This is a genomic window from Methanosarcina sp. UBA289 (genome assembly GCA_002496565.1).
GTDB lineage: Archaea > Halobacteriota > Methanosarcinia > Methanosarcinales > Methanosarcinaceae > Methanosarcina.
The window spans coordinates 26,180-52,683 of sequence record DAKJ01000005.1; the positions used below are offsets into that span (position 1 = coordinate 26,180).

General features: G+C 42.7%; 25 protein-coding genes. 13 read left to right on the forward strand and 12 right to left on the reverse strand.

Features of this window, described 5'->3' with window-relative positions:
* Positions 1-472 precede the first annotated feature (472 nt).
* Entirely contained in the window at positions 473-1,027 is a 555-nt protein-coding gene (locus BP549_RS01565; protein WP_292376950.1) for a dihydrofolate reductase family protein, read from the reverse strand.
* A 338-nt stretch (positions 1,028-1,365) separates the two neighbouring features.
* Here BP549_RS01565 and BP549_RS01570 point away from each other — a divergent pair, with 338 nt between their 5' ends.
* The 9 genes from BP549_RS01570 to BP549_RS01610 all read left to right on the forward strand — a co-directional run bounded on the left by BP549_RS01570 (position 1,366) and on the right by BP549_RS01610 (position 11,128).
* A complete protein-coding gene (locus tag BP549_RS01570) occupies positions 1,366-2,352 on the forward strand; it encodes a hypothetical protein (RefSeq protein WP_292377581.1) in 987 nt (328 codons plus the stop codon).
* 341 nt (positions 2,353-2,693) lie between these two features.
* Positions 2,694-3,806 (forward strand): iron ABC transporter substrate-binding protein, encoded by a 1,113-nt coding sequence (locus tag BP549_RS01575; RefSeq protein ID WP_292377582.1) that lies wholly within the window; start codon positions 2,694-2,696, stop codon positions 3,804-3,806.
* Positions 3,807-3,808: 2 nt separating this feature from the next.
* Positions 3,809-4,432, forward strand: coding sequence for a class I SAM-dependent methyltransferase (locus BP549_RS01580; protein ID WP_292376947.1), 624 nt, complete (start codon positions 3,809-3,811; stop codon positions 4,430-4,432).
* A gap of 3 nt (positions 4,433-4,435) precedes the next feature.
* Entirely contained in the window at positions 4,436-6,202 is a 1,767-nt protein-coding gene (locus BP549_RS01585; RefSeq protein ID WP_292377583.1) for a radical SAM protein, read from the forward strand.
* Positions 6,195-7,214, forward strand: a complete 1,020-nt coding sequence (locus BP549_RS01590) for a FecCD family ABC transporter permease (RefSeq protein WP_292377585.1) — start codon at positions 6,195-6,197, stop codon at positions 7,212-7,214. The genes BP549_RS01585 and BP549_RS01590 overlap by 8 nt, the downstream gene beginning before the upstream one ends.
* Positions 7,205-7,987, forward strand: a complete 783-nt coding sequence (locus tag BP549_RS01595) for an ABC transporter ATP-binding protein (RefSeq protein WP_292377586.1) — start codon at positions 7,205-7,207, stop codon at positions 7,985-7,987. The genes BP549_RS01590 and BP549_RS01595 overlap by 10 nt, the downstream gene beginning before the upstream one ends.
* 114 nt (positions 7,988-8,101) lie before the next feature.
* Positions 8,102-9,370, forward strand: coding sequence for an S-layer protein domain-containing protein (locus BP549_RS01600; RefSeq protein WP_292377587.1), 1,269 nt, complete (start codon positions 8,102-8,104; stop codon positions 9,368-9,370).
* Between the two features lie 325 nt (positions 9,371-9,695).
* On the forward strand, positions 9,696-9,845 hold the full coding sequence (locus BP549_RS01605; protein WP_292377588.1) for a hypothetical protein: 150 nt from the start codon (positions 9,696-9,698) through the stop codon (positions 9,843-9,845).
* A gap of 482 nt (positions 9,846-10,327) precedes the next feature.
* Positions 10,328-11,128, forward strand: coding sequence for a carbon-nitrogen hydrolase family protein (locus BP549_RS01610; RefSeq protein WP_292377781.1), 801 nt, complete (start codon positions 10,328-10,330; stop codon positions 11,126-11,128).
* Between the two features lie 179 nt (positions 11,129-11,307).
* Here the strand turns inward: BP549_RS01610 and gatB are convergent, their stop codons facing one another.
* From gatB to BP549_RS01650, 8 genes are all read right to left on the reverse strand, one after another.
* Entirely contained in the window at positions 11,308-12,795 is a 1,488-nt protein-coding gene (gatB, locus tag BP549_RS01615) for an Asp-tRNA(Asn)/Glu-tRNA(Gln) amidotransferase subunit GatB (protein WP_292377590.1), read from the reverse strand.
* Complete coding sequence (gene gatA / locus BP549_RS01620) at positions 12,796-14,223, reverse strand: Asp-tRNA(Asn)/Glu-tRNA(Gln) amidotransferase subunit GatA (protein ID WP_292377591.1); 1,428 nt, start codon at positions 14,221-14,223, stop codon at positions 12,796-12,798.
* Between the two features lie 12 nt (positions 14,224-14,235).
* Positions 14,236-14,517 carry an Asp-tRNA(Asn)/Glu-tRNA(Gln) amidotransferase subunit GatC gene (gene gatC, locus BP549_RS01625; protein ID WP_292377592.1) on the reverse strand — a complete coding sequence of 94 codons (282 nt, stop codon included), beginning with the start codon at positions 14,515-14,517 and terminating at the stop codon, positions 14,236-14,238.
* A gap of 232 nt (positions 14,518-14,749) precedes the next feature.
* Complete coding sequence (locus tag BP549_RS01630) at positions 14,750-15,913, reverse strand: Coenzyme F420 hydrogenase/dehydrogenase, beta subunit C-terminal domain (protein WP_292377594.1); 1,164 nt, start codon at positions 15,911-15,913, stop codon at positions 14,750-14,752.
* A gap of 187 nt (positions 15,914-16,100) precedes the next feature.
* On the reverse strand, positions 16,101-17,273 hold the full coding sequence (gene priL / locus BP549_RS01635; RefSeq protein ID WP_394339055.1) for a DNA primase regulatory subunit PriL: 1,173 nt from the start codon (positions 17,271-17,273) through the stop codon (positions 16,101-16,103).
* A complete protein-coding gene (locus tag BP549_RS01640) occupies positions 17,224-17,961 on the reverse strand; it encodes a DNA polymerase sliding clamp (RefSeq protein WP_292377596.1) in 738 nt (245 codons plus the stop codon). The genes priL and BP549_RS01640 overlap by 50 nt, the downstream gene beginning before the upstream one ends.
* Positions 17,962-18,256: 295 nt before the next feature.
* The gene (locus BP549_RS01645; protein WP_292376936.1) at positions 18,257-18,571 is read right to left on the reverse strand and encodes a transcription factor S; all 315 of its coding nucleotides are present in this window, start codon (positions 18,569-18,571) and stop codon (positions 18,257-18,259) included.
* Positions 18,549-18,965 carry an NUDIX hydrolase gene (locus tag BP549_RS01650; RefSeq protein ID WP_292376935.1) on the reverse strand — a complete coding sequence of 139 codons (417 nt, stop codon included), beginning with the start codon at positions 18,963-18,965 and terminating at the stop codon, positions 18,549-18,551. Before BP549_RS01650 ends, BP549_RS01645 begins: the two co-directional genes overlap by 23 nt.
* A gap of 613 nt (positions 18,966-19,578) precedes the next feature.
* Between BP549_RS01650 and artA the strand changes: the two genes are divergently transcribed.
* Genes artA through BP549_RS01670 form a run of 4 tightly spaced genes read left to right on the forward strand, consistent with a single transcriptional unit; the run spans position 19,579 to position 22,288 of the window.
* Complete coding sequence (artA, locus tag BP549_RS01655) at positions 19,579-20,445, forward strand: archaeosortase A (protein ID WP_292376934.1); 867 nt, start codon at positions 19,579-19,581, stop codon at positions 20,443-20,445.
* 5 nt (positions 20,446-20,450) lie between these two features.
* The gene (locus BP549_RS01660; protein WP_292376933.1) at positions 20,451-21,074 is read left to right on the forward strand and encodes a phosphatidylserine decarboxylase; all 624 of its coding nucleotides are present in this window, start codon (positions 20,451-20,453) and stop codon (positions 21,072-21,074) included.
* Positions 21,075-21,076: 2 nt separating this feature from the next.
* Positions 21,077-21,865, forward strand: a complete 789-nt coding sequence (locus BP549_RS01665) for an archaetidylserine synthase (protein WP_292376932.1) — start codon at positions 21,077-21,079, stop codon at positions 21,863-21,865.
* Positions 21,866-21,919: 54 nt separating this feature from the next.
* Positions 21,920-22,288: a dihydroneopterin aldolase family protein gene (locus BP549_RS01670; protein WP_292376931.1), complete on the forward strand. Its 369-nt coding sequence runs from the start codon at positions 21,920-21,922 to the stop codon at positions 22,286-22,288.
* Between the two features lie 204 nt (positions 22,289-22,492).
* Here the strand turns inward: BP549_RS01670 and hisC are convergent, their stop codons facing one another.
* The 3 genes from hisC to BP549_RS01685 all read right to left on the reverse strand — a co-directional run bounded on the left by hisC (position 22,493) and on the right by BP549_RS01685 (position 26,411).
* Positions 22,493-23,593, reverse strand: coding sequence for a histidinol-phosphate transaminase (gene hisC / locus BP549_RS01675; protein ID WP_292377598.1), 1,101 nt, complete (start codon positions 23,591-23,593; stop codon positions 22,493-22,495).
* Positions 23,574-24,785, reverse strand: a complete 1,212-nt coding sequence (locus BP549_RS01680; RefSeq protein ID WP_292377600.1) for an acetylornithine transaminase — start codon at positions 24,783-24,785, stop codon at positions 23,574-23,576. The genes hisC and BP549_RS01680 overlap by 20 nt, the downstream gene beginning before the upstream one ends.
* Before the next feature lie 462 nt (positions 24,786-25,247).
* The gene (locus BP549_RS01685) at positions 25,248-26,411 is read right to left on the reverse strand and encodes a hypothetical protein (protein WP_292377602.1); all 1,164 of its coding nucleotides are present in this window, start codon (positions 26,409-26,411) and stop codon (positions 25,248-25,250) included.
* Between the last annotated feature and the right edge of the window lie 93 nt (positions 26,412-26,504).

The window sequence follows — 26,504 nt, forward strand, 5'->3', positions numbered from 1 at the left end:
TAATGTCTGGGTTTTCGGTCTTTGATTCTTGTTTCTGGACTTATTTTTATAAATTAGGCAGATTAGAATCAATTGTATATATCTTGAATACAGATATATATTTTTTCTCCCGCAAAACGCGGTTAGCACAATTGTGTTATTTAATTTCCTTATTTGTCTGAAATCAATTTAAAATCCTATTAAAACGGAAATTTTGTTCTCAAATAGGGATTTCATTCAAGAAGTTTTATTTTGCTCCTTTGGAATATTCCTTATTTAATCCCAAATTATTAACTAATATTTCTTTTTTGGTATATTTACATTTGTGCGTTTTAGGTGTGATTTAGTTTGATTTCAAACTATTATTACAACTTCAAGTATATGTATTTATTGAAAAAATTTTCTTATTGAGCTGGTTTATCGGTAAAGTAGACAGATGACTAGGAGTATTGGTTATATTGCTCCATCTTCAAGATAATCCGTATTAATTTTCTCAACTTTGTCTCTTTTTGACTTGATACTCTACTTTCACCAGCCCAATTTCATATTTTTCAACCTTGCCAGTTGTTAGCCTGATCTCTTTTCCTATACGGTCAAACAGTGGAATTCCATCCCCAAGAATGATTGGAACAATAAAAATGATCATATCCTCAATCAGGTCTTCTTCAAAAAATGCCTTAATAAGCTGTGATCCACCCATAAGCCAGATATCTTCATCAGTATTTTCCTTCAGCCTGCGTGTAAACTCTCCGATGTCCCCTGAAACAAATTCTACATTTTTTTCTCGGCGCAGCGGTTTGTTTTGTCCTGTAAAAACGTATATTTTCTTCTCCGCATAAGGCCAGTCTCCGAAGCCCAGAACCTGTTCGTATGTTTTTCTGCCCATAAGGACTCTGCCGATTGATGCATAAAAATCTGAATAGCCGTAGTCGGTTTGGGAATTATTGTCATACTCTGTTAACCAGTCTATGCTTCCGTCTTTTCTAGCGATAAAGCCGTCAAGGCTGCAGGCGATATAGAGTTTAATTCTAGGATTATTTTCTTTCATTGCCCCTTCCCCTTTTAGTTTTATTACTACTTTTTATACAATTTTGCTTCTTATTTATCATTTCATTTCATTTCATTTCAGTTTTATGTTTCAGGCCGTTCGCAAGCGAACGGGACGGGACGGACAGAGATCCAATATTCGCACATCCTGGGTGAAGTTTTTGTTCTATTATTTCTTCTATTTTTCGCCGAATTAAATCAGAAAACGCAGGATTCTTTCATGTAGTCTCATATAGAAGACCATAATAAGACAAAATTGGGCTCTCATACAAGATTGTTTTCCAGTCTAATTCCAAGAAATCATAACCTTTTTACCTTTCCTTTCCCAAAAGCTCCTCCATGTCTCCCCTTAATTCCGGCATCCCCCTAAAAACAGAACATTCTACAAAAGACCGTCTCTACTGGAACTTCCTCAATATGATCCCTTTCCTTATCGGTTCTATTGCAATCGCCAAGGATTCGCTCAAATGGGTAGCAGTTTACATCGGAATAGCCCTTTTTTTCTTCCTGATTATCGAATTCAGGTTCGTATGCACCCACTGTCTTTACTATATCCGGGGCAAGGGATGCGTAAAATGTATGATGCTTCCGGGAGTACCAAAAATCTTTAAAGCCCGCCCCGGCCCTCACAGCCCTTTTGAGAAGGTTGTTACTGTTCTTGGAGCTCTTCCTATGTTTCTTTTTCCTATATACTGGCTTATCAGGGACCCTTTGCTTCTGGGAGCCTACATTGTCTCCTGGGAACTGTTCTTTCTGACAGCCCGAAGATACGAGTGCGTCCGCTGCATTAACTTTGAATGTCCTATGAATCGGGTGCCTGCAGAAATGAAAGAAGAATTTGAGAAAATGGACAGGCTTTCCGAGAATATTGAGTTTTCTGAAAAAGAATTTCAGGCAGAAGGTTCAAGCAAGTGTGCCTCTCTCAGAGTAGAACACAAATTTAAAGATTTCCTTTACTGGAACTTTGTAACGCTGACCATTCTTTTTTCTGCGGGGCTTGCGATCGGTATCAGTTCAACAGGGTGGCTTCTTGCATACATTTTCACAGTTATCTTCCATTTCGGTATTCTGGAACAGCGCTTTTTCTGTACTCACTGCCCTTATTTTGTTAGGGGAGAAAAGTGTTTGAGGTGTATGATGAACTGGGGCTGGCCAAGGCATTTTAAACCAATACCGTGCCCTCCAAGCAAATTTGATCTTGCTGTTACATCTCTGGGATTCAATCATAATCCTATTTCCTCTTCCCTAGCTTTCAAAAACACCATTCCTGCTTGGAGCTTACCTGACTTCCATATTGATTTTCTTATTGACAATATGGAGGTATGAGTGTGCCCGCTGTATCTATTTTGGATGCCCTTTTAACAGGGTGCCGGCTGAAGTGAGGAAAGAATACGAAGAGAAAAATAGAGCTGAATAAGGTCAGGGTGACAGGCTACTATATTTCCTGTATTATACTCTGAATAATATCCTCTGAAATTCTCCAGCACAATCGATTGATACTGCATATTTATTGGAAAACTATCAGTATGCCTTAAAAGCGCAGAAACTCTCTAAAAAACATAATCGGGAGCGTTTTCCTTCCTCTCCGTGATTGAGATATACTTTTATACCATTATGTTTATCCGAACATATCGACTAAATCATCAAAAGTCTGTGTAGGGATTTCTATGCGTGGAAAAATAGGTACGATATTTATAATTTCTTTATTGGTTCTGGCTGTCGCGTCCTGTGGATGTGCAGAAAATACGGGGCAGCAGGCCGTTCCTAATTCAAGTACTGAACTTCAGAATTCAGGTACTGTGCAGATCACCGATATGCTGGGCAGGCAGCTAACTGTACCGGGTGAAATATCCTCGGTAGTAGCCACTTCTCCCCCGTCAACTATCCTCGTTTATATGCTTGCGCCGGACAAACTTGCAGGCTGGAATTTCAAAAATAATTTCACCCAGCCTTTCATGGAAGAAAATTGCACAAAGCTGCCTGAAATAGGGGGCTGGTTCGGGACACGGACCGGGAACTATGAAACTATAATCAACATGCATCCTGACATTGTTGTTGAAGGGTACACCACGGATGGAGAAATCCATGAAGCCATAGAACGCAGGCAGGAAAGTTTCGGCAGCATTCCAGTGGTTGCTGTTGATGACTCCATTATCTTTGTGACACAATCTGACCCTACTATCGAATACGTGGGTAAGCTACTTGACTGTGAAGCTCAGGCTGAAAAATTGATTGAGTTCCGCAGTTCAATTCTCAATGAGATCAACAGCACTGTAAAAGATATCCCCGAAGACGAAAAAGTGCGTGTTTATTATGCCGAAGGCCCCAAAGGGCTGATGACCGACCCCTCAGGCTCTCAGCACTCTCAGGTTATTGATATCTGCGGCGGCATCAATGTTGCAGACTGCCAGCTTACACCAGGGAAAGGCATGACACAGGTTTCAATAGAGCAGGTAATGACCTGGAACCCCGAGGTAATTATCACATCAGATCCGCAGTTCTATTCAACGGTGTATTCCGATCCTCTCTGGGCAAGCGTGGATGCTGTGCAGAACAAACGGGTATACCTTGCTCCTCAGAATCCTTTCTGTTGGATTGACAGGCCCCAGGGCCCTCATCTCATTATCGGGACTGCCTGGACTGCAAAAACGCTGTATCCGGACCTTTTCACAAACATGGATCTTCCCCAGTTAACCCGGGAGTTCTATTCAGAGTTTTTCCACTATGAACTCACCGATAAAGAACTGAATACGCTACTTAACCCTGCAGCAGAGGCCTGAAAGTGAGCGAGAAGGGCAAATCTCCGGGTTTTCCCTATATTGCTGAGCATATCTTTGCTCCCATCTACCCTGTAATAGCAGCTCAAATTATCGAACAGAGCGAAAGAAAACAGGGCATATGTCTGGACCTGGGATGCGGTATTGCATCCCTGGGAATAGCTGTTGCGGAAATCACAGATATGCAGGTCTATGGTGTTGATTTTTCAGCGGAGATGTGCAGGCTTTCAAAAGACAAAGCTTACCGCCACTGCCTTTCAGGCAAAGTTGTTCCTTTGCAGGCTGATGTGCACCTGCTTCCTTTCAGGAATAACTGCGCAGACCTCATAGTAAGCCGCGGTTCAGTATTTTTCTGGAAAGATCTGCCTGTGGCTTTCACGGAAATTTCCCGCGTCCTTGCTCCTGGCGGACAGGCATGGATAGGGGGCGGTTTCGGCACAAAGGAGTTGAAAGCACAGATAGCTGAAAAAATAGTTGAGATAGACCCGGACTGGCATGACAGTTCGAAAGAACGCCTCAGTCCGGAAAACATCCAGGCTATACAGGAAGCTGGAAGGCAGACCGAAATTCTCTCCCGCGTAGTCCAGGACGGGTCGGGTTTCTGGGTGGTATTAAGCAAAAGAGGTTAAAAAATGAAGTGCAATGTGTGCGAATTCGGGTGTGAAATCAATGAATACAGCAGGGGCAGATGCGGCACTTACGCCTGTGCCGGTGATACTATAGTCCAGGATCCTGATATGGGATACATGGGGGCATACCCTGTTTCCATAGAATCAATTCCTTTGCTCCATTATTATCCCTCAGGTAAGTTCCTTCAGGTCTTCAGTGCCGGCTGCAATTTCCAGTGTTCCGGGTGTGTGGCTCGCTTGCTGGCATCAGGTAAATCTCTTCCCCGTTCCTCTCTCACCCCCTCTCAGGTAGTGGAAAGGGCTCTGCAGCAGAAATGTCTGGGTGTAGTTTCCACACTCAATGAGCCTGCTGCAAATTATTATCTTTTCAGGGACCTTGCAGTGAAGGCAAAAGAAATAGGTTTGCTCGCAGGCTGCTCCACCAACTGCTATTTCACAGCCGAGGCTTTAGAAGAACTTGGGCAGTTTGTGGATTTCGTAAATATCGGAATTAAAGGTTATTCTGATAAGAGTTATATAAATTGCGGAGTTCCGTCCTCCGCTCCTGTTTTCCGCAATATTTCCCAACTTTTTGATATGGGTGTACATGTTGAAACTTCAGTCGTTTATTCGAGGGGAAATGAGGAAGAAGTGATAAAGGTTGCAGAAGCGGTGTCTGATATATCCACCACTATTCCGGTCCAGGTCATGAGATTCATTCCTTTCGGGGATGCCCCAATCGAACTTGAACCCTCAATAGGAGAGGCTGAGAGCCTGTGTGCTTCTCTGCGTAAGCACGTAGACTATGTCTATCTCTTCAATTCTCCTGGTACGGAATTCTTGAATACATACTGTCCTGAATGTGGCAGCCTCCTGAGTGATCGGGAATTTCACGGGCCCATGGGATCCAGGCCTGTAAAACTCTGGATAAGTTATACATGTAATTGCGGTAACAGTGTTCCAGTTAAAGGGCTAACTGCAACTGAAAGTTTCAGTGAGGCAGGTTTCATTGGCGGTTACAGGATAAGCCGGGCTTTCGGGATGGTTCATGCAGTGCTTACATGTTTGGGAATACTGGACGATTCAAGGTTAATAGAGACCTGGGAGAAGATCTCCGATACTGAGACCCTTATGCAAATACATCATATGATACAGCAGCCGTATTCTTATCTTGAATTTATCAAGCTTATTGCTGAAAAGGCAAATGTGCCGGAAAAAGGAGAAGAGCTTATTTCCTTTATCCGTACACGCCTGGAGCTTGTCCAGTCTCTTGCAGCAGAAAACAGCGGTCATAAGGTGTATTACTGCATGGGTTCTCCTCTCTTTGCCCTGAACGCCGGGAGAATGGAAAATAACCTTGTGGCATTTTCCGGAGGTGTGAGCATCAATAAACAGCTTCAAAAGGAGGGCAAGCCGGGTATAAATGTCTCTCCTTCATTCATCAATGAGCATAATCCTGACACTATTTTCATCTCCGGTTTCCTTTCCCGCCCACTTGATGAATTCTACGACCTATGCCGGCAATACGGAATAGAAGCGGAGGCTGTAAAACAGCAGCGTGTCTATGCTATCCCACCATCCTGGGATTTTGGAAACCCCCGCTGGATACTGGGGCTCATGTACATAGCAGACAGGCTGTACCCGGGAAATTCAGGAATTGATCTGAAAAAGGAAGCAGATGAGTTCTACCAGCAGTTTTATGGCATGTCGTTTGAAGAAGCCACGCCTAACAGGTCTTTTCACAGGCCTTCCTCCGGGATCTGGCCCAGGCTGAGGTGTACTCATGCCTGATTGCAGGTATTCCCGCGCTGCTTTGGTGTACGTGCTGCCCGTTGCCTTACTCATAGTCTCCCTTTTTGTAGGGAGGTATCAGACTCCTGTCTCGGTGGTTGTAGACGAGAGTATGAAAGCTTTTTCATCTCTCTTTTTTGGCACTCCTGCTTCGGTTTCCACCCATCACACCGTACTATTCAACGTAAGGCTGCCCAGGATACTTGCAGCTTTACTGGTAGGAGCTGCGCTTTCAACAGCAGGTGCCTCTTTTCAGGGGATTTTCAGGAATCCCCTTGTCTCTTCCTATATTCTGGGAGTGGGCGCAGGTGCGGGTTTTGGAGCATGCCTGGCAATACTGCTGTGGAATAATTATCTGTTTATACAACTGATGGCTTTTGCTTTCGGACTGCTGGCGATGTTTCTTGCCATAAGTATGGGTAAAGCCAGTAAAGGTACGGGAACTCTGGTGTTCGTGCTTTCCGGCATGATAGTCGGTTCTGTTTTCACGGCTCTTACCTCACTGGTAAAATATGTGGCAGATCCTTATGATGAACTTCCTGCAATAGTATTCTGGCTTATGGGAAGCCTTGCTACTGTCAGGTATGCCGATCTGCTCTACATATTACTGCCCATGTTTATTGGGGCTCTAGTGCTATTTCTTCTCAGATGGCGGATCAATATCCTGTCCCTCGGAGACGAGGAAGCTAAAGCTCTCGGGATAAACGTGGAAAAAATGCGCCTGATTATCATCGTTTGTGCAACCCTTATGACTTCAGCCGCAGTCAGCATCAGCGGCGTTATTGGCTGGGTCGGACTGGTTGTGCCCCATATCTCAAGGATGATTGTTGGTCCCAACTACAGCCGCCTCCTGCCCATGAGCATGGTTCTCGGGGCATCGTTTATGCTGCTTGTAGATGACCTGTCAAGGACTATTGCAGCTACGGAAATTCCCCTGGGAATCCTCACGTCTCTGGTAGGCGCTCCTTTGTTTGCATATCTTCTCAGAAGGGGGCGCATGGGATGGAATTGATGCTGGAAGTAAAGTCACTTGACTTTTCCTATGGAAACGTGCCGGTCTTTGAGAATGTATCTTTCTCACTAAAAAAGGGCGAGGTTATGTGCATACTGGGCCCGAACGGGGCTGGAAAGTCCACATTGATCAAGTGCATTGCAGGGATTCTCAAACCTGCCGCCGGTTCTATCCGAATTATGGGAGAAGATACAGCTTCTCTCGGGGCAAGGGGCATTGCCCGGCTTATAGGTTATGTGCCCCAGCAGAATGAGGTTGTGTTTCCTTTTTCCGTACTGGATTTTGTTATAATGGGCCGTGCACCTCATCTTTCCATGTTTGCATCCCCTAGTGCAGAGGATATGGAGATTGCAAGGGAGTCGCTTGCAGTGGTTGGACTTTCTGACCTTGCGGAAAGGCCAGTTTCCAGTCTCAGCGGTGGACAGAGCCAGATGGTGCTGATTGCCCGGGCTCTAGTCCAGAAGCCGTCTCTGCTCCTGCTGGACGAGCCGACTTCTCACCTTGACTTTGGCAACCAGATCCTTGTGCTGGAAACTGTGCAGAGACTGGCATCTATGGGAATATCCATCGTGATGAACACACATATGCCGGACCATGCATTCTTGGTGGGCAACAGAGCTGCAGCTCTGACCGGAGGCAAGCTGGTTGCTTTGGGAGAGGTTGAAACGGTTGTAACCAGCAAAATGATGTCTTCGGTCTATGGTGTAAAAGTAGCTGTCAGGGAAATTGAAGATATGAAAAGGAAAGTGTGTCTGCCCCTGCAGAGGAAGTAAAAGAACTGAATATATTTTGAATAACAGAAAAAGGGCATAATAGCCTGAATTTCGCTTTCACGATAAAAGGCTGAATATAGAAAAACAAAAACTACTAACTAGTGGAGAATTTTTATGAACTTAAAAACATTTAATTCTTTAGCTCTGGCTATCTTTGTGCTAACGCTTATTCTGGCGCTAGCAGGAACGTGTGCAGCTATGTCGGTTGAAATAAGAGGTACACCCTTTGATACAGGAAGTACGGATGCGCAGAATATTTCGTGGGATTTCAGAAACTTCGGAGCCTTTTTCTTTGGTGCAAATAAGTACAGTAGTCTCATGAATGGGTCTGGAGAGCATCTTTATTTTGAGGACAAAGGAGACAGTCCTTCTCTTGGGAAAGATAATCCTTCAGCCAATATAATCGATGAGGGTGAACTCATTTATACTGTCAAACAGCTCCCTTCGAAATATAGGGTATTTTCTGAAGAAGAAAATGTGACAAAGGTGTCTTTCTTTTATTCACTGCCGCTCTTTGGTAAACCATATTGTGCTATTGATAATGATGCAACACAGCTCACTAAGATATTGTTCCAGCAGGATGAAAACGAAAAGATAACACTCAAGGAAGGAGAGAGTTGGGATATTGCCGGCGGATACAGCCTTACTCTGAACGGGATTGACATTGACGGTAATAAATGCTATTTTTCGCTTTACAGGAATAATACGGAGTTAGATACTGCTTTAGTCTCTGTGGACGGCACTATAGATGATAGGATATTTACTGCAGAAGATGAATTCGGGGATAACTCCTCACATATTTATTTCATTACCTTTGTAGATTTCATCTTTTCAGGTGCAGATGCAAATTTTGCAGTGTTCAAATATACCTGGCTGATAGATAAAGACAAGCCTCTTTCCATTAAGTCCGGGGATAAGTTTGGCAGTTTTGAAGTGGACCAGGCTCTTGAAAATCTGATAGTAATGTCAAATGCCAATTCCATAAAAATTAATCTTAATGCTGACAGCATGACTAACATTACGGATGAGTGGTATTTTAAGACCTCTGATGAGGGAAAAGGAAGTAATGGAGGATATGTAATCTATCCTGCAAAGACAATCGTTGTCGAAGAACAGCAGCCTGGTACTGCAGGAATGAATGCTACACTGAACACATCCGGCAGCGTTCAAATGGAAGGGAAAAATAATACGCAGCCAGCTGTAGCGGTAGAAAACACCAGCAAGAAAAACAGAGAGACCTCTAATGAAATTTACAGATCCTCCTCTGAAACCCCGGATGAAGCAGAAACACCTGTAACTGTTATCAATAAAGGTCCAGCAAGCTCTGGTTTTGGAGGATTTCTGGATACCATTCTCCCAATCCAGTATGGTTCATTATTTTAAAAGGAGTTGAATTTTAAGGAGTGCATTAAACTTTAAAACCCTCATAAAGTTCCTACTTTTTTAATTTTTAAGTCAGTTTTTAAGTCGAATACGATTCTCTGTAGAGGTGAAACCTCTTCATTTCTGCCTGTAATTCGGAATTTTGAATTTTTTCGAGCTTATTTTCGGAGTTTGAATGGTTTTGGTCTACGTTTAATGAGTATTTGTCAGATTCGCCCAAATATCTCTTTCAAGGAATGTTTATTTATACGGAAATACGGTAATAAGATTCCGTATATCTATGTGAGCCTGAGGAACTGCAAAATCAGAAAAGGAGGTCCAGAAGATGAAAGAAATAATACTGAGAAAGACAATGCTGAGAAAGACTCCTGAACCCGTTTTGCATGGGGTTTTCTTAAGCAATGGCAAGTTCATCACTCCCGCAGAAATGGAAATCATGAAAAGCCTCGGGGTTATCCGGGCAACAAAAACTTGAACTCCAGAAATAAACCGGAAAAGGATAGGTTCCTAGACAGATTAAAGAACTTCTAGGATGCGATCTGCAATAACGCCTCAAAGATATCAATCCGTTAATTATCTTTCAAAAATATCCTCTTCTAACTGGACTCAAAAAAATTCTACAAAAGATCTTCGCTCAAAGTAGCCGTGAAAGCCAAACCAATGAAATCGAGAAATAAAGATTGAATTATTTATTAAGAGTACCTTATTGACCTGTTATCTCGTGTTCTTGCTGTATTTAAGTTGTAGTTTCCATTTTTTAGCGGACTATTCCGAATATAAGGGCCATCGCCTAAAGATAAAGTTCACATGCCCTGCATGTATTTTACCTGTAAAAATTTGTTTTGCTTTTTTTCCGAGTTACTTATTGCCTGAATCGGGATTCTGACCTAAACTCTGAAATAGAGTAACTTTATGAAGTAAGGTAACTATACTTCGTGCAAGGAAAAAGTGACAACCATGAAAGCTGCCTGCATCCAGATGAATATCTCCCTTTGCTCAAAACAGGAAAACCTTGAGCGTGCCCTCTCTCTGGCAGAAGAAGCAGTCTCGAAAGAAGCTGAACTGCTCGTATTTCCGGAAGTTTTCTCAACCGGGTTTTGCTATGACCGCATAGCTGAGGTGGCTGAGTCTGTTTCCGGTCCCACTCTGGAAGCTTTATGTGATTTTTCAAAGGAACATGGATGTATTCTTGCAGGTTCAATGATAGAACAGAGAAAAAGGCAATTAATAGGTGCAGAAAAGCCATCTCCCTCTCAGTTCAACCTGGGTTTCTGCATCGAATGCGGAAAGCTAGCTGGCATCCACCGAAAAACCCAGCTTTACGGTCCTGAGAAAGAATATTTTGCATTTGGAGACCAGATACATCCTATTCAGCTTCAAAAATATGGGCTTTCCATAGGGCTCATGGTTTGTAACGAAATCAGGTATCCGGAAGTTGCACGAAAACTTGCCCTTGAAGGAGCAGACCTGCTGGTTTCAGCTGCCGACATTCCTGATTTTTATCTATATCCCTGGCGCATTATGTCCCTTTCTAGAGCAGTTGAAAACCAGCTACTACATATCGCCTGTAACAGAGTGGGAAATGATAAATACTCAACTTATCCAGGTGGCTCTCTTATTGCCGACGGATGGGGAAGGGTTCTGGCAGAAGCCGGAAAGGAAGAGTGTGCCCTCATTGCGGAAATTGATCTCGAGGAGGCAAAAGAGATCAGACAAACAGGTTCCATACTCGAAGATCGTAGACCTGACCTTTATTAATTTAATATTGAATTTACCATATATTTGACAAAAAAGTCTATAATAATGGATTAATCTAAAATCAAAGTTGAAAAATAAACCTAAATTACAAAAACAATCGTTTAAATAGTAAAAAATAACCAAATCAATAATTAAAATGACCAAATCATTTGAAAAATTAAAAGGTGAACCCTGCAGGGTTACCCTTTCAGCTCTTTAATTATCAGTTCTCGTGTCGTTTTTGCATCTGCCGTACCTTTTGTCTTTTTCATGACCTGTCCTACAAGGAAGTTCAGGGATTTTTCCGTGCCTCCAAGATAGTCCTGCACTGCCGCTTCATTCTCGGCGATTGTTTCGGCAATAGCTTTAGTCACCAGATCGTCTTCGGCTTTGAAAAGGCCTTTTTCTTCAATAATGTGGGATGGAGTCTTTTCCTCCGTAGTGTCCAGCATGGTTCGAATTACTTCAACGGCAGCCCTGTCACTGATTTTACCTTCGGCAAAGAGGTTAACCAGTTCTACCATATCTGAAACTTTAAAGGAGTTCTTTATCTTCGGATCTTTTGCATGGATGAAACTTATCTTCTTCCCGTCATAAGAAGAGATTGCAAGGTCACGGTAATTTAATTCCCCAAGGAAAACATCAGCCGTCCATGTTGCTGCAATCTTTGGGTCCACGCCCTCTGCACAGACGTCTTCATAGAAATCGGCAAGCATAATCTTTGATGTCAGAGATTTTGCATGCATGTCCGTAATTCCGTACTGCTCTATGAAACGGGAACGTTTTGCGTCCGGAAGTTCAGGCAGAGTCTCCTTAATTGCAGGAATCCAATCGGTAACTTGCATAGGCATGAGGTCGGGTTCGCGGAAGTAGCGGTAGTCTTCAGCTTCTTCTTTTGTCCTCATTGAGAGTGTTACGCCCCGACCTTCGTCGTAATGGCGAGTCTCCTGTGAGACTTTTCCTCCGCGTCGGATCACATTCTTCTGGCGCATGATCTCATAGAGAAGAGCTCTTTCAACTCCTTTATGAGAGGAAATGTTTTTGATCTCAACACGGGTACCCCAGTGGACCGAAACGTTTGCATCCACACGCATTGCTCCTTCCAGGTTTCCGTCAAAAACGTCCAGATACTCAAGGATGTTCCTGAACTTATCAAGGAACCTTCTTGCCTCTTTGGGGCTGCGCATATCGGGCTCTGTAACGGTCTCAATCAGAGGCATTCCCGATCTGTTGTAATCGATAAGAACACCTTTTGATTTCCCTATACTTCCGATGTGCACGAGTTTACCAGGATCTTCTTCCATATGGGCTCTTGTAATCCCTACCGCATGTTCCCCATCTTCTCCTTCAATTACGACTTTTCCATTGCTCACGATTGGGAAATCGTACTGGGTGATCTGGAAACCTTTAGGAAGGTCAGGGTAGAAATAGTTCTTTCTGTGGAACTGCGTCTCTTCTGCAATCTCTCCCTCAAGGGCAAGCCCCACCTTAATTGCGGCTTCCACTGCTTTTTTGTTCAGCACAGGCAGTGTTCCCGGAAGGCCCAGGCAAACCGGACAGGTGTGAGTATTGGGAGCGGCATTGTGATAATCCGTAGAGCAGCCGCAGAACATCTTGGTTTTAAGTTTGTTTAGCTGGATATGGATTTCAAGCCCGATCCTTACCCCGTCAGGGTTTTCATAGACCATTTATGCCACCTCCAGAGGTCTCTTTGTGTGATAATCGGTATTCTGTTCGAAAGTGTACGCTGCACGCAGTACAGCAGGCTCGTCAAAGGGTTTGCCAATTATCTGAAGCCCTATCGGAAGACCGTCCGTAAAGCCGCAAGGCACGGAAATTGAGGGTACACCTGCAAGGTTAATCGGGCAGGTATTTACGTCCGAGAGATAGAGAGTAAGCGGATCTTCAATTTTTTCTCCTATTTTGAAAGCAGGGTTCGGCATAGTTGGAGCCATAAGGAGGTCAACTTTTGAAAGGGCCTTATCAAAGTCCTGCTTCACAAGAGTCCTGACCTTCAGGGCTTTTAAATAATACTTGTCATGGTATCCTGCTGAAAGAGCATAGGTTCCAAGGAGAATTCTTCTTTTCGCTTCTGTCCCGAAGCCCTCAGCTCTTGTCTTCGAAACCATGGCATGCCAGTTTTCGCCGTTCTCTCTAAGTCCGTAACGTGTTCCGTCGAAACGGGCAAGGTTTGAAGAAGCTTCACTCATTGCAATGATATAATATGAAGCAAGGGCATACTTTATGTGAGGCATAGAAACCTCTTCCCAGGTTGCTCCAAGGTCTTCATATTTGTGTATGGCATTCCATACGGCTTTCTCAACGTCTGGATGTGTGCCTTCTCCGAAAAACTCTTTCGGGACACCAATTTTGAGTCCTTTTACATCTTCGACAAGGGCTTTCTGGTATTCGGTTTTACTGTCAATTGAAGTGGAATCTCTGCGGTCGTAGCCGGCTATAACATCCATCAGCACTGCAATGTCTCTTACATTGTTTGCAAGAGGTCCTACCTGTTCAAGAGAGTTTGCATAAGCCACTACTCCATACCTTGAAATTGCTCCATATGTTGGTTTAAGCCCGACTACTCCGCAGAAAGCTGCAGGGCAGCGTACGGATCCCCCTGTATCCGAGCCGAGAGAAAAAGGAGCTTCTCCTGCTGCAACAACTGCTGCACTGCCTCCGGAAGACCCGCCAGGTACTCTTTCAAGGTCCCAGGGGTTTGCAGTCGGCCCAAAATAGCTGGTTTCCGTAGAAGAGCCCATAGCAAACTCATCCATATTGGTTTTTCCTAGGATTACAGCACCTGCAGCAAGAAGTTTTTCGATAACATGAGCATTGAATGGTGGAGCATAGCCCTCCAGAATTTTCGAACCACAGCTGCTTGGCAGTCCGACTACGGAAATATTATCCTTTATTGCAATTGGCACGCCTGCAAGAGGGCCGTCATGTTCCTCAGCATCAATTTTCTTTGCCTGCTCAAGGGCTTTTTCAGAGACTTTTATATAACCGTTAATTTTGCTTTTTTTTATAACTTCGAGGTAGTGAGCTGTTACTTCTTCGGCTGAACTTTCTTCTATTTTCTCTTTTACCTGTGCAACACTCATCCATTTTGCCATCAAAAATCCTCCTCAGCCGATTTTCGGAACCCTGAAAGTTCCATCCTGTTTGTGTTCGGTGTTTGCAAGAACGACTTCCTGTGGGAGGGATTCTTCCACCACATCCTCCCTGAATACGTTATAAATCTCAGCCACGTGATAAGTGGGAGCTACGTCTTCGGTCGGCAATTCATCAAGCTGTCCGAAGTATCCCAGTACTGAATTAAGTTTTTCCATGTATTCGACGGTTTCCTGTTCGCTGATATCAATGCGAGCAAGCCAGCCGATGTGTTCTACATCTTCTTTTGTGATCATGAAAGTTCCTCAAAAATAGAATGATCCCGAATAGAATGCTATTGGTTGCTTCATAATAGAAACAGGTTAATGGGATAAATATATATTCATCTCCCCCTGCATCCGTTTCCGTTCCCAATTGTTACCCAAGCTCCATCTTGGGAGGACGGTACATTTTCTTTTTGCTAAAGAATGTTGATTTATGGGTAACTTTAATTTGGATGTGATGGCAGCAGTGCATTAGCAATTGTTATTACTTTTTCTGTCTTCTATTAAGATCGTACATCTGGACTTTTTTCATTTTTGCGAGATTGAGTACTTTTTCAAGTTCATTGTCGGCAAGATCTCTAGCCTCTATGTAGCCACTGTCTACGGCTTCGTTGAATATTTCGTATCCCAGGGCTGAGCGAGCAAGGACTGTAGTCCAGCCTCTGGGGCTGCCAACTCCACCAAAGGAGATATCCGAATTTTCGGCGGTAAGATCCATACAAAAACGACAGGAAGAACTTCTATATTCGTCAAACTCACTGAGTTCAAAAATTTGTTGTTTTCCGTCCTTTAGAGTAACCTCAAACTTTCCTTTCCGAATTTTCATGGCATCTACGTTTTCCAGCGTGATTCCATAACTTTCAAGTACTGATTTAATTCCCTCATAGGAGAAGGTGTCCATGCAAAAGAGCCCAAGTTTGAGAACCTTTGCTCTCATGAAAAGATGTAGAAATCCATAGGAACTTTTCTGCATTTTAGTGACTGCATCAATATTGCAGCTCGTCCCTACGAAGGCAATGCTGTTCATTCCCTGCTTAATTGCACTCATAAGAGCTTCAAGCGTCATTGAGTGGGAATAAATACTGCCGCTACTCTCAAGGATCTCTTCCCTTGTCTTCGCAACTATCGGTACAGGTTTCCAGGTTTCCTCTTTTGAGTGGGTGGTGACCACGGCAGCGTCAATCAATCCCTCATCAAGGGCGTACAAAAGCAAGGATGTCACAACTCCACCATCCTGTCCTTTTATTTCGGGAATAGCAGATCTTGCTGCATATGCGAAGCGAAAACTTCCTATAAGTCCCTCTTCTGTGGTGATGGTTCTCGGGCACTGGTAGTAACAGACCCCACAGGCTTTACAAGGCCCTACCAGCTTTGGTGCGCCATCCTCTATTGTTATATACTCGCAACTTGCTGCACAGGCTCCACAGAGAGTACATATGCCTGGTTTTATAATGTCCTTTTTTAATTTTCCAAAAGAAATTCTCTCTTTCTCGCTAAGATTTCGCTTGAGCCGGATTACACTTTTTTCTAGAGCATCGAATTTCTGTTTACATTCGGGACTGCAGAAATAATAGCTCTTTCCCCCATAGTACGAAAAATATTCGGTATTCTCAGATATTATTTTCTTGCAGATAGGATCAAGTGGCATTAAAAGCCTCCGAAGAAGATTACGCAAAAAATTTTAGAAACAACATACATGCCATCAAATGCGTGACTCCCACACGAATTTGACGCTATCCTTAAAGGAGATTGATCTTGTATCAATCAAGTCAATAATTAATATTAAAAGAATATAATTAATATAAATCTTTTTTATAATTATAAAATATCTGATTTTATGCCTTTTCTTTTCCCTTTACTTTTCTTCTTGTTTTTCCTTTCCTTTTTTCTTCTTGTTTTTCCTTTCCTCTTTCCTCTTCTTCCTGTTTTTCCTTTCCTTTTTCCTTTTCTCTATTTTTTAGATATAATTTTTTCTCGTAATACGCTAGAGGATGATTGATTTTCTCACACAATCTGTCTCTTCCTATGCAGTTGCCATAGGTTCTCATCGTATCACACGCAGGAGGCTTGTATATATTCCCTGTTGCGCCTGCAATATGTTCTATTTGATAAAGGGTAGTTTCCGCATCAAAATCAGGAGAGACATTGAAGAGGTTAAGAATTTCATCCACTGACATTCCTACACTGAGCAAGAAGGAAGTCATGGCAAAACGCATAGAATGGGCAAGGTTCACTCCACCCTGTACGTTTGCAAGGGCATGGGATATACAGGGGGGAAAGAGTTCTGGTTCCACTGCGCCAAAGTCCGTTGCTCCGAATTTTTTCTTGTGTATCTCAAAATGGTCTTTTATTTCAGCAACATAAGGAGCGCAGAAACTTGAGATTTCAGAAGGGATTTTAGGAGCAGGAAACGATTTTTCTATTCTTTCTTTGATCGCTTCTTGAAGAAGTCTTACGAAGTCCTTTTTCGTAACTACGACCATTCCGGATTTAAGTTGTCTATTTGTTAATTTCCATATGGGTTCCCTTATTGAAGAAGAGAAGCGTATATAATCTGCAAAATGCATACTGAAATGTAATTCTTCAGCTTCTGCTTGAATCCCAAAATCTTCCCCAAATTCAAGCAAAAAATCAGTACTTTCTTTTTCGAGCCATTTTAAGGCTGCTTCTGCCTCTTTAAGGGCATATCGCTTGGTAAATAACTGATCATCTATGCAAGCGACCAGAATTTGAGCAAAAGGATAAGAGAGAGTTTCGGAAAGAAGCCAGCTTTCATCTTTTGTCAGCGATTTTTCAATCTCTCCCTCGATGGATTGCATTACTCTTTCCATCCCGCGAGCTCGAGATCTCCGAAAGGCTGGAGAGTTAAGTAAACTCTCTAACGAAACTCCAAGGCTTTCTACATAAGCAGATACTTCTGAAGCAAATGGGTAAAGAGCGATGTGTTCCTCGTCCATCTCAGTCCGACTCAATTCTTGGAGCCAGGAGGTAAGAAATCCTTCCTGCACCGTTTGCAATTTCGAAATCTATGAGTATTGGGAAGTCTTTTCCAAGGGAGAGAGTAACCTCATTTACTTTGTTTGTGGGCTTGACTATATCGGTCAGATAGTCCAGAGAGAAAAGAGAACAGGCTTCACCTGCCTTAAGATCAATTAGCTGGTCTCTGCCCATCTCCAAACGAACCTGGTCGGTATCGCCTTTTGCTTCCATGTAAAAAGTATCGTCAGAAACTCCCATAAGCATATGGTCGCTTATCTTTTCTGCAGCTTTCACAGCACGTCTGAGATCTGCACCGTTCAGGACGACTTTGGCAGGCAACTCGAGCTGGGGAACTCTTGGTTCTGCCCTAATAGTAGAAGGATCGAGAAGAGAAAGTGTATAAGACAGCCCTCCGACATCAATCAGGAGTTTATGATTCCCTTCTTCAAGTTCCATCTGGACTGTGTCGTTCTTATCTGCAATTCCCAGCAGGTCCGTAATCTTGTTCAGGTCGACTCCGATTTCACATTCATCAGCATCATATTCATCGAAAGCTGATGATCCAAGCTCAAAAATTCCCATTGCAACATTGGCAGGATCAACGGCTTTTACCGAAATACCTTCAGGTTTTATCTTGAATCTAACCTCATCTACAATTACAGCCAGTGCGGCAACCGCATCTTTCAGAAGCTCTGCATTAATTGCTGCCTTGAACATAATTCTTCTCCAATAAATAAATTTAAGTCTTAGACTCTTTATTACTCTTGAGATATAAATTCCTTTACAGATTCGGAAATTCTCACTCTATTTGAAGAGTAAGCTCTCCGAATAAGGTTAAATGGGTTTCTGGAATCGGAAAAATCATTAGATTCAAACTCCCGGCAACTATATAAATCTTGGTCAGAAAACAGGATGGCTTCAGGCTCTGCTTGAGGCAGAAAGGAAGCTGTAGCCTGATAAATCTACTTTTCCGGGAAATGTGTGCTTTTCAAGAGTTGATAGAAGAGCAATTTCAGTCGTATTCTCTCCAAGTAAATCCGCATTTCGTACATTTAAAGAAGCGAGTTTCGGATTCGTCAGCAGACCTAAGCTGTCTGAGCCACCAGGCTGCGGTATTATTTCCGCACTCTGGGCATTTTGCATTTGTTGTCGGTAGACCTGAAGTCTGTTCCCCTTCCAGAACTACGATTTCACGGTCATCAATCTTAGCTTTAGAAACAAAACTTTTTTCATCATTTTTTATTGGTATTATGTTTCCGCATTTTCTACACTCAAAATTACCGTTTTTAGGAAACATCATACTTTTACATTTGGGACAGAATTGCATTAATATCACTTTTTGCATCGTTTATAATTTTATTATGGTCAAAAGCCAGTTCAGGAATAGAATCAAGCTCAAAAAGATCAACGGACTCCGCATCAGATCCTGATTTTAGCTCTCCGAATCCCTTTGCGAGATAGCATACAGAAACTGTATGTCCTCTGGGGTCGCGGTGAGGATCGGAATAAACCCCTGCAAGTTTGATAAGCTCTACAGAAAGGCCTGTTTCTTCAAAAGCTTCCCTAGCTGCTGCTTTTTCGGTACTTTCTCCGATCTCTACAAAACCGCCAGGAAGTGCAAATTTTCCCTGATATGGGGGATTCTTTCTCTTCACGAGTACAAGCCTGTTTTTAAAGAGGATTATGGTATCAACGGTTAAACTAGGAGTTTGAGGTTTCATAAAACGCCTTCGCATTTCCTTTCCGGGAGATCTTTTTTCCGCCACCAATCCCTTTTGAATTAGCTTTTTTGGCAAGAACGCCAGAATAGAATAATATTAGTATTGTGCATAACGTAGAAATTCTTCATCTTATTTCAATTTTGACATTGTAAGTCTAGTTTCTATCACGCAGAAAAATCCCTTATGCGGTTGCTTCTATTAAATGTTTCCCTTTTATAGAAACAGGAGTTTATTTCCTATTTCTGAAATCTCTCAATCTTTACTTTTATATATATTAGAACATTTTGTAACGTTCTGTTTGTGACGTTATTCTTCTATAATAGGAATCTATTATCTTATTTACAGGCTTAACCACTCTCTATCAATATCTTAACGGAGGTAATATTTTTATATCTCATTAATATGGGAAGTAAAATCCATAACCTTTGAGTTCCTAAATACTAGACTATGAACTAACGAACTTACTAGATTTATATGAAAATCTATTAATTATTTAGATAATTTCATTCGTCACTTTCCAGAAACTTCATAACTTGCCAGAGACTTTCTTAGCTTTCAGAAACAGGATAATCTTCAGAACTAAACTTTACTCTGGCAAAAGAGGTCGTGAAAAATGATAGAAAGTATACTATGGCTCGCAGTCGGGTTAATGGTTACGTCATCCGTCATCCCCAGAACTCTCAGGGTTCGTAAACTTGTCGGAGGGATTGGATGGGGCGTATTTTCCATCCACTGGAGCTATCAGCCTCTCCATTATCTCAAAATCATGGACTATGCCAATGTGCTCCTAACAATAGTAGTAACCCTATTTTGTCTACTTGTAGCGTACATCATGTTTCTGGAGTACAGAAAAGGCCCAATAAAAATAAGAAATAATAGAGAGGTACTGCATTCAACATCAGCCCAGGGTGAGGCTGATTCTCTTGACGTAACCTCGATGCTTACAAGTGCCAGTGCACTAGGAGCTCTTGTCTATTTCCCGTTTGCGAATATTGACTCTCTAAACACTTGGATTATAGGAGGAGTTACTTCTCAGGTTTTCTGGGTTCTCCAATATTTCGACGTCCCTGCATACATGAAAGCCTGGAATATGATTACACTTAACGGATATACAGTTGAGATTATTCTTGCCTGTACGGCAATTGAAAGCATTGCTCTCTTTATGGGTCTTATAGGTGCAGTAAGAGCTCCCCTTAACCGCCTGGCTATGGCTTTTATCGTGTCAGTGCCAGTGATCTATATACTTAATCTTATCAGGGACATTTTCGTGGTAGTTGCTTATGGAGAGCAATGGTTTGGGGCTGATAGCTTTATAATTGCGCATAATTATATTGCAAAGGCAGGTTCAGGTATTGCCCTCTTTATAATTTCATATGTAGTACTCCAGATTCTGCCTGAATTGTTTGAAATGATTGATGGCCTTTGGGTCATATTTTCTAAAGAATTGAGATCCCTTCTGCGCAAGTCTGGAGGAGACTGAGGTCAATGCTTGCAAAAGGATCGGAACCCTGGCTTTTTACCGCTGCGCTTGTTACTGCACTGTTTGCCATCCTTTCCAAGGCAATGAACAGCTCCAATTTAAACTACGCTGCTTACATAGCAATGGCAATGACTTTCTTTATGGTTCTTTTTTTCAGAGATCCTGAAAGAAAGGTAGAAGTTTCGGACACTTATATGATTTCACCGGCCGATGGTACTGTCATAGACATTCGAGGCCGGAAAGTCTGTATTTTCATGTTTCTCCAGAATGTACATGTAAATAGAGCTCCGATTTCGGGAACGATCAGGGAAATAACTTACAAGAAAGGCGGATATCTTCCTGCTTACTGGAAAGACTCTGAAAGAAACGAAAGGAACGAGTTTATTATTCACAGCAAGTATGGGGATGTCAGTGTCATACAGATTGCAGGCACAATTGCCAGACGAATCGTCTCCTATCCTCAAGTAAACGATAGTATCGAGCAGGGACAGCGTATCGGAATGATTCGCTTCGGGTCAAGAGTTGACGTAACAATCCCTCACAACTTCGAAATTATAGTACGGAAAGGAGAGCGGGTACTTGCAGGCAAAACCGTTATAGCGACAATAAAAAATGACAGGGATTTTTGAACATGAACGTATTTCAAATGTTAAGACTCCCGGACCTGGTCTCTCTTTTGAACCTTATCTGTGGAATTAGCTCAATTGCGGTAGCTGCTCAGGCTACAGTCCAGGTTGCCACATTCCAAACGGCGGCAGCCCAGGATGGTTTTGCCCTTGCTTTGATCTTACTTCTTATCGCAGCAATTGCAGATGGGGCGGATGGGTACATAGCCAGGCGATTTAAAGGAGGAGAACTCGGGGAACAACTTGATTCCCTGGCAGATGCGGTTTCTTTTGGGGTGGCTCCGGCTCTTCTCGTATACCTGCAGTTCGGACAAATAAATCCTCTTGTCGGAGAACAAGACCCTCTTATTGCGGTATTTCCGGCTTTTTATGCTATCTGCGGAGTACTCAGGCTTGCACGCTTCAATTCCATGGCTTCCAGTAAAACGGGATTTGAAGGTCTTCCAATAACTGCAGGATGCGTTATGCTTGTTACATACATGTTACTGAGCGAAAACCTTGTCAAAATAGACTTCCTCTTAGCGTTGACCCTTGGTCTTTCTATTCTTATGGTGAGTTCAGTAAATTATCCGAAGATCAGGAATGCCAGGGTTCTCGCTTTTATAGCCTCCATTTTCGGGATAACAATGCTTCTCTACCTGTATAATGTCGAATATATGCGGATTTTCTCGATCCTACCTTTTATCCTCATGTTGACGTACATTTTCTCTCCCTTTTTCAAGGTCCCTCTATTAAGCAACCTGGGTAGTAAGGAATATCGAAATAAAGGACTGAGAGCAGGGAAAGAAAAGTAATAAAACCAGTTTATCTGAGACATACACTATGAGTTCCCGAAGGGAGTGATTTATTTGGTTCAAGAAAAAGTAACTGACAGAGATAACGCACTTTTTGAGGCAGGAATAAAACTAGGAGCTCTTTATCACCAATTTACGGGCTCTCCTGTAAATTTGAACACTGTTTCAAGCCTTGAGCAGGCTATCCAGGAAAGCATTTCAGTCCAGCCTTATGTGGAAGATATTTCCGTAAAAATCGACAGGGATATGTTGAGAAGCAAGCTGAACGACGAATTCGGTTATTCTGAACTTCAGGGGCCTATGCTTAAAGTAAAAATCACTGTAAGATACGACTCTTCAAGGATAAAAGTCGGAATGGAATACGACCCGGAACTGAGTTATCCGCTGATGAAAATTATAGAAATCGAAGAGGTAAACGTTTAAGATAAATAGCCTCTAAAATAAAGACCAAAGTGTTAAAATATGGAAAAATATGGATCAAATTGGACAATATAGTAAAGTAGGAAACAGAGCTTAATACAAAAAGTAGAATTTAATAAAAAGTATAATTCAATAAAAAGTAGAATTTAATATAAAAAATGGAACTTAATGTAAAAAGTAGAACTTAAAGTAAAGAAATAGAGGTTTTTAAACCTCACACTTTACTGTTTCAAAAGCCCTAATAACTTTTTCATTTTGATCCGGAGTCCCGACCGTTACCCTGATAAGAGTATCTCCAGCTTCCCTGAATGAGTCACAGGAACGTACAATGATTCCTTTTTTCATGAGGCTCTGTGTAACGGTTTTTGCTTTCAAGGGGGCAACATCCAAAAGTACGAAGTTTGCCTGGGAAGGATAAACCTTAAAAGAAATTTTTTCTCTAAGATACTCTCTGCCCTGTCTTGCGATTTCTATACTCTTTCTCAGGTGTTCAGCATCCGAAAGGGCGGCTACTCCTGCTTTTAAAGCCGGAAGACTTACTGAAAACGGAGTTGCTGCCCTTATATACTCTTTTGCCAGCCACTCAGGCATGATCCCGTAACCCAGGCGCAGGCCTGCAAGCCCGAATACCTTAGAAAAGGTTCGGCCCACAACAAGGTTATCATATTCCCTTACAAGCCCTGCAAGGTTCCTGTCAGCAAATTCAACATATGCCTCGTCAACGAATACAAGAGCCCTGGTATTTTCAAGGATTTTCCTCAGATCAGCTTCGGGAAGGAGGTTGCCTGAAGGGTTATTAGGAGAGCATAGGAAGATTATTTTTGTCCTGCTGGACTCGGCTTCCAGAAGCTTTTCAGGATCAATCGAGAAATCCTGGTTTCTTCTTACAAAGACCGGCTTTCCTCCGCATGCTCGTGCCGGAAGCTCGTAATAGGCAAAAGTCGGAGTAGGGACAATGACTTCGTCTCCTTTTTCAATAATCAGCCTGCAAAGCCCATCTAGAAGCCCGTCCATTCCTGGTCCTGAGGCTATGAGGTTTGAAATCGGGAAGCCTGTGTATTTTGAGAGAGCCTCCTTGAGTTCTATCGCGTCTGCTGAAGGGTAAATATTTGCACAGGGAGCGGTGTCCACCAGGGCCTGAACAGCCTTTGAAGAGGGTCCGAGAGGGTTTTCGTTTGAGCCGAGTTTGATGATTGAAGCCGGATCAAGCCCGTAGGCAGAAGCTATTTCCTCTATGGATTTCCCTGGAACGTACTCTGCGATATCAAAGATTTCTTTTTTTATCAGTTCAGGCCTGCTCAAGAACATCAACTACCGTATCGATCTGTTCTTTCGTAATCACAAGTGGAGGAACCAGACGGAGCACCGAGTCAGAAGTACAATTTACGAGTACTCCATATTCCCTTGCAAAATCCACAAATTTGCTGCAGGGATATTTTATCTCAACTCCTATCATGAGCCCTTTCCCGCGGACCTCTACAACATCTTCCCTGTCCATGTTCCTGAGCTTTCCCATGAAATAAGCCCCATTTTCTTTTGAGCGCTTAAGGAGGCCCTCTTCCTTAATTGCCTCAATCGAAGCGAGTGCAGCTGCGCAGGCAAGTGGCCCGCCTCCGAAAGTAGAAGCGTGCTGTCCACGCCCAAAGCTGAGCCCGTCCCTAGCCGCGATAGCACCCATTGGAACGCCTCCACCTATTGCTTTTGCCATACTCATGATATCGGGTTCCACACCGAACTGTTCTTTACAGAACCATGTGCCTGTCCTTCCAAAGCCTGTCTGCACCTCGTCAAAGATAAGGAAAGTTCCAGTTTCATCACAGATTTCCCTGACTTCTTTGAGGTATTCAGGATCCGGGATATTAACCCCGCCTTCTCCCTGAATGGGCTCAAGGATCACGGCAGCCGTGTTTTCCGAAATAGCCTGCTTGATAGCATCAGCATCGGAGTACGGGACAAAAGTAGTCTCGGAACTCACAGGCGGCATGAAAGGGTCCCTGTACATGCTCTTGTGGGTTACGCTGAGCGACCCTATTGTCCTGCCGTGAAAGGAGTGTTCAGCAGCTATAAAGGCGCTTTTTCCGGAGGCCAGACGGGCTAGTTTCATTGCAGCCTCCACGGCTTCAGCCCCGGAATTACAGAAAAAAACGCGTTCCATACCTGTAACTGAGACCAGTGCTTCTGCGAGTTCGGCCTGAATTTCAGTATAATAGAGGTTAGAAACGTGCAGCAATTTCTCAGCCTGGGCCTGGATTGCCCTGACAACTGTTGGGTGGCAGTGCCCAACATTGTTTACTGCAATTCCTGCTACACAGTCAATGTATTCTTTTCCGTAAATATCCTTGACAATTGCTCCCTTTCCTTCTGAGAGTACAAGGGGCTGACGCCCATAGGTCTGCATTACATATTTTGAATCTTTTTCTACAATTGAATCGTATTTCGCCTGCAGATTCTCAGGCTCTGTAGCCTGTAAATTTTCAGGCTCTATAACATTCTCTGTCAATTGGATCCCTTCATGAAATTTGCTACTTTAAACTGATTGGAATGTTTAACGAATTAAAGGATGAATATTTTTGAATTCAAGTTTGGTTTTGAGTTTCAAGTTTGGTTTTGAGTTATATCTAAATCTGGAGGCCGTATCGTTCTAAATGAATGTATTGTTTAAATTTTTGAAAGTCTTTTACTTTGAGGATCTGAAGAGTGGCAGTTGAATTACACAGTTGAATTCTGCTATGTCCTCTACGAAATTCAGATAATTCCCTGATTCCCTATGAATGTTACTGCTTCTTCTCAAAAAAGAAATTTTCCGCAATTCTTTCCCTGAGAAATTAGCTCACACCGTGCAGGATAAAATTCGCCAGATCTTGAATGAAAATTCAGAAGTGTTATGGTCAGGGGAAATTACGGAGTTTCCTGGGAATCAAAGGAATAAGAACGGACTCGAGCCGGATTAATCACTTTCAAATTACTCTCCGGACTTCTGTTCCTTTCTATAAGTTCTGGACCCTGTGAAACGTCTGGTTCTTTCCAGGGCCCGAGTTCTGGCAGTTTTTCTTTTTCTACCAGGCACAAAAATATTACTTGCTTTCACAATCTGCTTGACAGGTGAATCTATTTCCACCATATCAAGGGGTTTTACGGGTTTATCCTTAGGCTCATTTTCTGTTGCATCCTTAGGCTCATTCTCGGGCAATTCATTAGTTTCGCGCATAATTAATTTCCCTAAAGCATTGACTTCTGCAAGAACAGGTTTTTCTGCAGCATCACGTAAGAAAGATACTCCTGAAGGTGCTTTTATTGTACCATCTACCCTTGCGTTTTCATATAGTAAGACCGAGTTAGCGTTTACTCCACCGAAAACTCTACTGTTCCTGCCAATCTGAACATCTCCTTTTGAATAGAGATTGCCATAGACAGTGCTATTTTCACCAACGAAGATCTTGCCCTCTGAGTAAATGCTTCCCTTGATGGTCAGTTTTTCCCCTGTATCGACAGTCTGTGCCCTAATATTCCCTATTATCAGACAGTTGTCCCCAATAACGGCTTCCCCGGTAACCTCAATAGTTTCAGAGGAAAACTTTGCGCTGGCAGGTATTATCATTACATTTTCACTGGGTTCTTTTCCTTCAAGGCCTTGCGTGTCCTCGGAATCATCAAAAAGTTCTTCCACGGCTTTTTCAATTTCCTCTCCTTTGCCGAGACGCATCATTTCCCTTATATAAAGAAATAGAAAAATAATTACAGGGACCGGATTCCTTACCACTATCCATCCCTTGGCTTCGAATCCTCCCCGGATTTTAACTTCTTTTCCTACATCCAAGTCTCCCTGTACGAGCAGCTTCCCGTCAATGGTTACAAATTCTCCCAGGTAGGCATTTCTCCCGACCTCTACCCTGTTCCCCAGTTTCGACCACATGTCAATCCTGATATCGTTACTTGCCTCGATATCTCCGGAGACAGTTACTCCTTCTCCCATAATAACAGAATCGCCGATTATGCTATAGTCAATATTAGAGTGATCGCCGACAATAACGTCTCCCTTGACTGTAATCATGTTTGCTTCGATTCTGGTATCATCTGGAACCAGGAAGTATTTTAGAATCTGTTCTGGCTCTGGAATAGTGCTCACTCTCCGGGAAACTGTTAATTTTTGGAACTTTATTTCTTGAAACTTGTATTTTTTAATGTTTGGATTTCAGATTGAAACTGAGCTTTTAAAAAC